Here is a 7,013-nt window from a genome sequence, read left to right as displayed (position 1 = left end):
GATCAGTACCGCAAGGTGATCGAGGTCAATCTGATCGGCACGTTCAACATGATCCGCCTCGTCGCCGAACGCGCGTCGAAGCTCGAGCCGCTGCCGGGCGGCGAGCGCGGCGTCATTGTCAACACCGCTTCGGTTGCCGCCTATGATGGCCAGATCGGGCAGGCCGCCTATGCGGCGTCCAAGGGCGGCGTCGTCGGCATGACGCTGCCGGTGGCGCGCGACCTTGCCCGTTCCGGCATCCGCGTCTGCACCATCGCTCCCGGCATCTTCAAGACGCCGATGATGGCCGGCATGCCGCAAGAGGTGCAGGATTCACTGGGCGCCGCCGTGCCGTTCCCGTCGCGCCTGGGCGAACCGTCCGAATATGCCGCTCTCGCCCTGCACATCATCGAGAACCAGATGCTGAACGGCGAGACCATTCGCCTCGACGGCGCCATTCGCATGGCGCCGAAATAAACCGGTCATGAGCGCCGGCCTGTCCGCTGCCGCTAAAACCGGTCCGCTGACCGGGCTGAAGGTGATCGAGATGGCCGGGCTCGGCGCCGTGCCGCTGGCCGGCCTGATGCTGTCGGAGATGGGCGCGCAACTGTTGCGCATCGAACGGGCGGGGACGAGCCAGCTCCTGCCGCTGCCGGATGAGTATAACATCGACCGCCATGGCCGCGCCGTGCTGCGCCTCGACCTGAAGCGCCGTGAAGGCACCGATCTGTTGCTGCGCCTTGCCGAAAAGGCGGACATGTTGCTCGAAGGCTTTCGCCCGGGCGTCATGGAACGGCTCGGCCTCGGCCCGGAAACGGTGCTGGTGCGTAACCCGGCGCTGATCTACGGCCGTATGACCGGCTTCGGCCAGGGCGGTCCGCTCGCCGGCCGCGCCGGCCATGACATAACCTACCTCGCCTATAGCGGCGTGCTGCACGCCATCGGCCATGCCGGCGGCCGTCCCGTCACGCCGCTCAACCTCGTTGCAGACTATGGCGGTGGCGCCATGATGCTGATTGCCGGTGTGCTGGCCGCCCTGTTCCAACGTTCGCGCACGGGCAAGGGTGAAGTTATCGACGCCGCGATGGTCGATGGCGCCTCGATGCTGGCGGTGCCCCTGCACGCCTTGATGGCGGCCGGCTTGTGGAGCGACAAGCGTGGCGCGAACCTGCTCGATTCCGGCGCCCCGTTCTACGACACCTATGAGACGTCGGACGGACGTCATATCGCCATCGGTTGTCTCGAGCCGCAATTCTTCGCCGAATTCGCGAGGCTGCTGCCGCTCGACGAGTGCTTTGCATCCGGCCAGTACGACAAGGCCCTGTGGCCGCCGATGCGCGCCGCCATTGCCGATCGGATCCGGCAGAAACCACGCGACGACTGGGACCGGTTGTTCGCGCAAACCGATGCCTGCGTTGCACCCGTTCTGTCGCTGCAAGAGGCAAAGCACCACCCGCACAATCGGGCACGCAACGCCTCTGTGACGGCAGGTGCATTTGAGCGCCCGGCCCCGGCCCCGCGTTTCTCGAGTTCGCAACCGACATTGGCCACTATGCCCGGCGATGAGGATTTGTTGCCGTCGACAACGCTGGCACGTTTCGGCTTTGCGAAAGCCGAGATCGACGACCTTGTCAAATCCGGCTTGCTGACCGATAACTAGAGAACAAAAATCAACTTACTGCGGTGCTGCCTTGGACGACCCGAAGAAGGACGTGATCCGTGAGACGGACGCCGAAGCGATCCGGCTGGCGAAGACGCTTCTGCGCAGCGCCCGCTTTGGCGCCCTGGCGGTGATCGAACCGCAAACCGGCTCGCCGCTGGCCAGCAGGGTTGGCGTGGCCACCGACATCGACGGCGCACCGCTGATCCTGGTGTCGATGCTTTCGGCGCACACCGGCGCGCTGCTTGCCGACCCGCGCTGTTCCCTGTTGCTCGGCGAACCAGGCAAGGGCGACCCGCTGGCGCACCCGCGCCTGACACTGGTCTGCCAGGCGGTAAGGATCGAGCGCGGATCGGCCGAACACGCCCGCACCGAGCGCCGTTACCTCAATCACAATGCCAGGGCGAAACTTTACGCCGGTCTCGGTGACTTTTCGATCTTTCGCCTCGATCCGCAACGCGCCAGCCTCAACGGCGGCTTCGGCAAGGCCTATCAGCTCGACCGATCGGATCTGCTCGCCAGCGGACCGGTCGTCGAGGAACTCGCGGCGCGCGAACAATCGGCCATCGACCACATGAACGCCGACCATCTCGACGCGATCGCCGTTTACGCACAGCATTTCGCCAAAGTATCCGGCAACGGCTGGCGTATTGCCGGATTCGATGCCGATGGCATGGATCTGGTGTCGGGCGACGGCGCTTGCCGGGTCTTTTACCCGCAACCTCTGGGCGCAGCAGGTGAATTGCGGCACGTTCTGGTCGATATGGCGAGGGCGGGCCGAGCCATTGTCGACGCCGGGACTGAGACTTAATTATGCTGGATCAAAAGCAACACTTGAGATTTAGGTGAAATGCTCTACCTTTTAGTGACGCTGAATCGCCAGCGCCGATCGATAAGTGAATTTATGGAATCAGACGCCATTGCCCCCATGGCGTCGGGATGAACAGGAAGCATGGGGGATCGATGGTCTCGACAAAGCTAATCGTGAACGCCGAATCGGCGGCAGAGTTTCTCATGCTGATGGGCAATGAGAAGCGACTGTTGATCATGAGCTACCTCGCCGAAGGTGAAATGTCGGTGGGAGCCATAGCCGAGAAGGTGATGCTCAGCCAATCCGCCCTGTCCCAGCATCTCGCCAAGTTGCGGGCGCTCGACCTTGTCGACACCCGCCGCGACCGGCAGATGATTTACTACTCCTGCAAATCCGACGCCGTGCGAGAACTGCTTGTCATGTTGGACGGCATTTTCGGCAGCGGCAAGGATGACCTGTCCCAGATGGCGCACCGCTTGCGCCGTGCTGGAACCTGACCACACAGCCGCCGATCTCGCCGGTGATTCAGAGCGGCATGCGCCGATTTGGGGCGCACAAAGCTGGCTGATTGTCCCGAATTGTCGCATCGTGCTTTCCAAACAAGGTGAGCGCCGGGAAGCGGTCCGGATTTTCGGGCCGATGCGACGGTCGCGAGGAATGCATGGATCCCATTCGCATCGACGACCCGCAAGATCCGCGCGTCGCTGCCTATCTCGACATTCGCGAGCGTGACCTCGCCGGCCGGCAAGGCCGCTTCGTCGCCGAAGGCAAGGTGGTGCTCGACCTGCTGCTCACAACTGGACGCTTTGCCGCCGAATCGGTCCTCGTCCTGGAAAACCGGCTGGCGGGTCTCGACAAGATCCTGAGCAAGGCGCCCGCCGATCTCCCGGTCTATGTGGCAACCAGCGCGGTGATGGACGCAATCGCCGGATTTCACATGCATCGCGGCATCCTGGCCATGGGCCGCAAGGGAGCGCCGCAGCCGGCCGAAGCCCTGCTCGATGGCTTGCCGCCTCGTGCGCTGGTCGTGGTGCTCGTCGGCATCGCCAATCATGACAATGTGGGCTCGATCTTCCGCAACGCCGCCGCCTTTGGCGCTGACGCGGTTTTGCTGGATGCGACGTGCTGCGACCCGCTCTATCGCAAGGCGATCCGCGTTTCGGTCGGCGCCGCGCTCAAGATCCCGTTCGCATCGTTCACCGACACCGCCGGCTTCACAACGATGCTCGCCCGACGTGGCTTCGAACAATTCGCGCTCTCGCCCCGCGGGGAGACCGACATCCGCGATGCGCAGCGCAGCGAGCGCCTGGCGCTCTATCTCGGCACCGAGGGCGAAGGCTTGCCGGACGACCTGCTCGCAAGCCTGCACGACGTGCGGATCACCATGGCGGAAGGCTTCGACAGCCTGAATGTCGCCGCGGCTTCAGCCATCGCGCTGCATCATTTTTCGGCTAGAGCAATTCTAGGAAAAGTGTGAAGCGGTTTTCCGTCCAGAATTGCCTCAAAGCAAAGAGTTAGGGCATTTCGCCGTTTCCGTGAAACGGTGAAATGCTCTAAGGAGACCTGATCTCAGCTTGTCGCGTCAGCCTTCTGCAGCGCGCGCACGCGGTCGGCAAGACTGCGGTCACCGTTGCCGGAGCGTGCGTCCGACGGTACCGCCAATGCCATGGCGATCGGCGAACCAGGCCCCTCGAGCTTGGCCGTCAGATGGACGACCTCCGCCGCCAGCTCGTTCATCTGCTCGCGCAAGGCGGAGCTGCTGTCAGCGGCCTTGGAGGCGGCCAGTGCGGTGAGATCCGCCTTCAGCCGTTTGTTCTCGCGCGCCAGCGCCGTCAGCCTCGCCTCGAGCTGCTCACGGTCGCTATCGAGCTTGGCGATTGCCTTGTCGAAATCATCGCTCCTCGCGACATCGCCGCCCTTGCCGACCAGCCGCAAGGCTGGCGCGCTGTCCTCGGATTTCGATCTTTCGCGCATGCGTGCCAGTTCCTTTTCGCGGCGGTCGAGTTTGTCTTCTCGATCGGCAAGTGTGGCCAGCAGCCGTTCGACCTTCTTGTCGAGCTCGGCGGTCTTTTTCTTCTCGGCTTTCAGGGCGTCCCGCGCGGCCTTGCTTTCGGCCGCGATTTCCTGGCCGCGCCTGTCGGCTTCCTTGCGCTGGCCGCGCAGCATCGCAATGTCACTGGCGAGTTTCTGCATTTCGGACTCTCGCGCCACGAGCTCGATCTGCCGGCTGCTCGAGGAAAAACTGGCGTCGTCATACATGCGCTCCAGCTTTTCCAGCTCAAGGGCGCGCTTTTCCAGCTTGCGTTCGGTTTCCTTCAGACGCTCCGAAAGCTGCTGCAACTCGCCCTCTCGCTGACGCAGCGCTTCGTTCTTCGCGCCCAGCTCGGTCAGCACCTGGTTCTTGTCAGTCCGCTCGACCGCCAGGCCCTTCATGGCCTCGCGACCGCGATTGATCTCGACCAGTTGTTCGGCCGCCTTCTCACGCAACGCCTTGACGCTGATTTCCAGGCGGCGCGTCGTCATGGCGTATTCGGCGCGGATGCGATCCTTGTCCGCCTGGATCTCGGTCTGCGTCAGAGGGATCGAGGATTCGATGCGTTTGCGTGTAAGCGCGACCGCACGACGCCATATGGCCGGAGCCACCATGAGCGCCAGAAAGCCAGCGCAGAGAAAGCCGAGGACGAAGAACAGGACCGACTGGACCAAGTGACTACCCGTTGTGGCCGGCAAGCATCAAAAGCGCATAGATCGCTTTGACTGTGCCACGTTGACATGGCGGAAATCCAGCGTTGCGGCAAGGGTTTGCCGCAACGGTACGAGTTTAATGCATGTCGACCCAAAAGCGGTCCCGGTTTTGGACAACGACAGCCAAGGACTTCAGCCTAGAACGGATTCCACGTGGCCCGCTCGGTAAGCTTCAGATAGCCGAGATTGACGCCGAGCCGAGCACCGACGCCGGTGCGGATCGGCACCAGGAGAACATTGTTGTTCTTCAGCACGTTGAAGCCGACGCCCGCCACCACATAGGCTGAACCGGCAACGCCGCCATAGCGGTTGTAGAGGCTGCCCACATCATCGAGATTGTAGACCAGCATCATCACCCGCGACCCCTCGCCGCCGAAATCCCAGCCGAGCGACGGGCCTTGCCAGAACACTTTGTGGTCGCCGGCATTCTTGGTGTAGAGCGTGCCTTCGCCATAGGTCAGGCCACCGATCAGCGCACCAGAACCCTCTTCGCCCAGCAGATAGCCGTTGGGCAGGCCGTAGGAGGCAAAAATCTTCTCGATCACCGTGGCGAGTCCGCCCGATGTGGCGCCAAAAAATTTGTGACCGGAATCGACAATCTCCTGAGCGGTGTATTCCTGGGCCCGCAGGGCTGAAGTCGAGAAGACGAGAACGCCCAGGAGCGTGACCGCCATTGAGAAGACACGGAGAAAGCTCCGGTCGTAGTATCGGGAAAACATGCTTCCAATCTCCGTCAGGGAGCACCTTCGCCGACGCCTCGCACCCCGTACGGCTCTTTTAGCCGGCCGTTAAGGGTAACTGTTAGGGGCAAATTATGCCGTAATCCTTTTTCAACCATTAAGCTCCCACATGAACATGGCGGTTCGAAGGCTGTTTGGGGTCGCTCAATTGGGGTCGGCAGCCTGCGTGAACACGCCATTTGCCACAACCACAATTTGGATTTGTTGCTGCACGCACGGGCGCTGTGTATTCAGAAAGCCTGAGGAGAGAGTGCGTGATTCGTGTGGCAGGCGACGATCGATCGCCCGGCCATGAGTTGTGAGATTTTGCAGGGATTTTTCGCCGATGGCCGATCTGTTCACCCTTTCCGCACCCGATCTGGCAGCGCTTTTGTGCAGCCGGGTCTGCCACGATATCATCTCGCCGGTCGGCGCGATCAACAACGGGCTCGAATTGCTTGATGAAGGCGGCGCCGATGAGGACGCCATGAAGCTGATCCGTCAGAGCGCCCGCAACGCTTCGGCCCGCCTTCAGTTCGCCCGCATCGCCTTCGGTGCCGCCGGTTCGGCCGGTATGTTGATCGATACCGGCGATGCCGAAGCGGTCGCCATCGCCTTCCTCAAGAACGAAAAGCCGGAACTGACCTGGAACGGGCCCCGCGCGTTGCTGCCCAAGAACAAGGTCAAGCTGCTGCTCAACCTGATCCTCGTCGCCAATGCCGCCATTCCGCGCGGCGGCAAGCTTTCCGTGACGCTGGAAAACCTTGAGACCGAACCGCGTTTCGCGCTTGCGTCGGCTGGCCCGATGCTGCGGGTGCCGCCGAAATTCCTCGAACTGCATTCCGGCCACAAGCCGGAGGAGCCGATCGACGCGCATTCCGTGCAGCCCTATTACACGCTGCTTCTGGCGCGCGAGGCCGGCATGACGATATCGATCCACGCGACGCCGGAAGAAATCGTGCTTTCGGCGGCCTGATGCGCAGCCGATAAAGCGAAGTATTTTTTCATTTAAAGCTGTAATTCCAGCTCATCGACTTGAGATGCGTCTGGTCGTTCAGGCGGCGCCAAAGCATTCGTGAATAAAAGTAGGCACCTGCCC

At 62.3% G+C, this 7,013-nt stretch carries 8 protein-coding genes; 6 read left to right on the top strand and 2 right to left on the bottom strand.

Annotation, left to right across the window (positions count from 1 at the left end):
- The 5 genes from ENZ75_RS15585 to ENZ75_RS15565 all read left to right on the top strand — a co-directional run.
- Positions 1 to 456: SDR family NAD(P)-dependent oxidoreductase (locus ENZ75_RS15585; RefSeq protein ID WP_127398116.1), on the top strand; the 456-nt coding region annotated here is incomplete at its 5' end.
- 7 nt (positions 457 to 463) lie between these two features.
- Positions 464 to 1,639 (top strand): CaiB/BaiF CoA-transferase family protein, encoded by a 1,176-nt coding sequence (locus ENZ75_RS15580; protein WP_063168871.1) that lies wholly within the window; start codon positions 464 to 466, stop codon positions 1,637 to 1,639.
- 31 nt (positions 1,640 to 1,670) lie between these two features.
- Entirely contained in the window at positions 1,671 to 2,450 is a 780-nt protein-coding gene (locus ENZ75_RS15575) for a HugZ family protein (protein ID WP_063168872.1), read from the top strand.
- Positions 2,451 to 2,602: 152 nt separating this feature from the next.
- Entirely contained in the window at positions 2,603 to 2,947 is a 345-nt protein-coding gene (locus tag ENZ75_RS15570; protein WP_013529913.1) for a metalloregulator ArsR/SmtB family transcription factor, read from the top strand.
- A gap of 164 nt (positions 2,948 to 3,111) precedes the next feature.
- Positions 3,112 to 3,927: an RNA methyltransferase gene (locus ENZ75_RS15565; protein WP_063168873.1), complete on the top strand. Its 816-nt coding sequence runs from the start codon at positions 3,112 to 3,114 to the stop codon at positions 3,925 to 3,927.
- 92 nt (positions 3,928 to 4,019) lie between these two features.
- Here ENZ75_RS15565 and ENZ75_RS15560 read toward each other — a convergent pair whose 3' ends face one another.
- Together ENZ75_RS15560 and ENZ75_RS15555 are read right to left on the bottom strand one after the other, a co-directional pair.
- Positions 4,020 to 5,156: a hypothetical protein gene (locus ENZ75_RS15560; protein ID WP_063168874.1), complete on the bottom strand. Its 1,137-nt coding sequence runs from the start codon at positions 5,154 to 5,156 to the stop codon at positions 4,020 to 4,022.
- A 176-nt stretch (positions 5,157 to 5,332) separates the two neighbouring features.
- Entirely contained in the window at positions 5,333 to 5,869 is a 537-nt protein-coding gene (locus tag ENZ75_RS15555) for an EipA family protein (RefSeq protein WP_224621527.1), read from the bottom strand.
- Positions 5,870 to 6,260: 391 nt separating this feature from the next.
- Between ENZ75_RS15555 and ENZ75_RS15550 the strand changes: the two genes are divergently transcribed.
- Entirely contained in the window at positions 6,261 to 6,890 is a 630-nt protein-coding gene (locus ENZ75_RS15550; protein WP_024504504.1) for a histidine phosphotransferase family protein, read from the top strand.
- Positions 6,891 to 7,013 lie beyond the last annotated feature (123 nt).

The organism is Mesorhizobium sp. M7A.F.Ca.CA.002.04.1.1 (genome assembly GCF_004022805.1).
GTDB classification, from domain to species: domain Bacteria; phylum Pseudomonadota; class Alphaproteobacteria; order Rhizobiales; family Rhizobiaceae; genus Mesorhizobium; species Mesorhizobium ciceri.
This window is presented reverse-complemented; position numbering and strand designations above follow the sequence as displayed.

Excerpts from the sequence above, each read along its gene's own strand:
- ENZ75_RS15550 (WP_024504504.1), top strand. The coding sequence starts at position 6,261 with ATGGCCGATCTGTTCACCCTTTCCGCACCCGATCTGGCAGCGCTTTTG.
- ENZ75_RS15555 (WP_224621527.1), bottom strand. The coding sequence starts at position 5,869 with ATGGCGGTCACGCTCCTGGGCGTTCTCGTCTTCTCGACTTCAGCCCTG.
- ENZ75_RS15565 (WP_063168873.1), top strand. The coding sequence starts at position 3,112 with ATGGATCCCATTCGCATCGACGACCCGCAAGATCCGCGCGTCGCTGCC.
- ENZ75_RS15580 (WP_063168871.1), top strand. The coding sequence starts at position 464 with ATGAGCGCCGGCCTGTCCGCTGCCGCTAAAACCGGTCCGCTGACCGGG.
- ENZ75_RS15570 (WP_013529913.1), top strand. The coding sequence starts at position 2,603 with ATGGTCTCGACAAAGCTAATCGTGAACGCCGAATCGGCGGCAGAGTTT.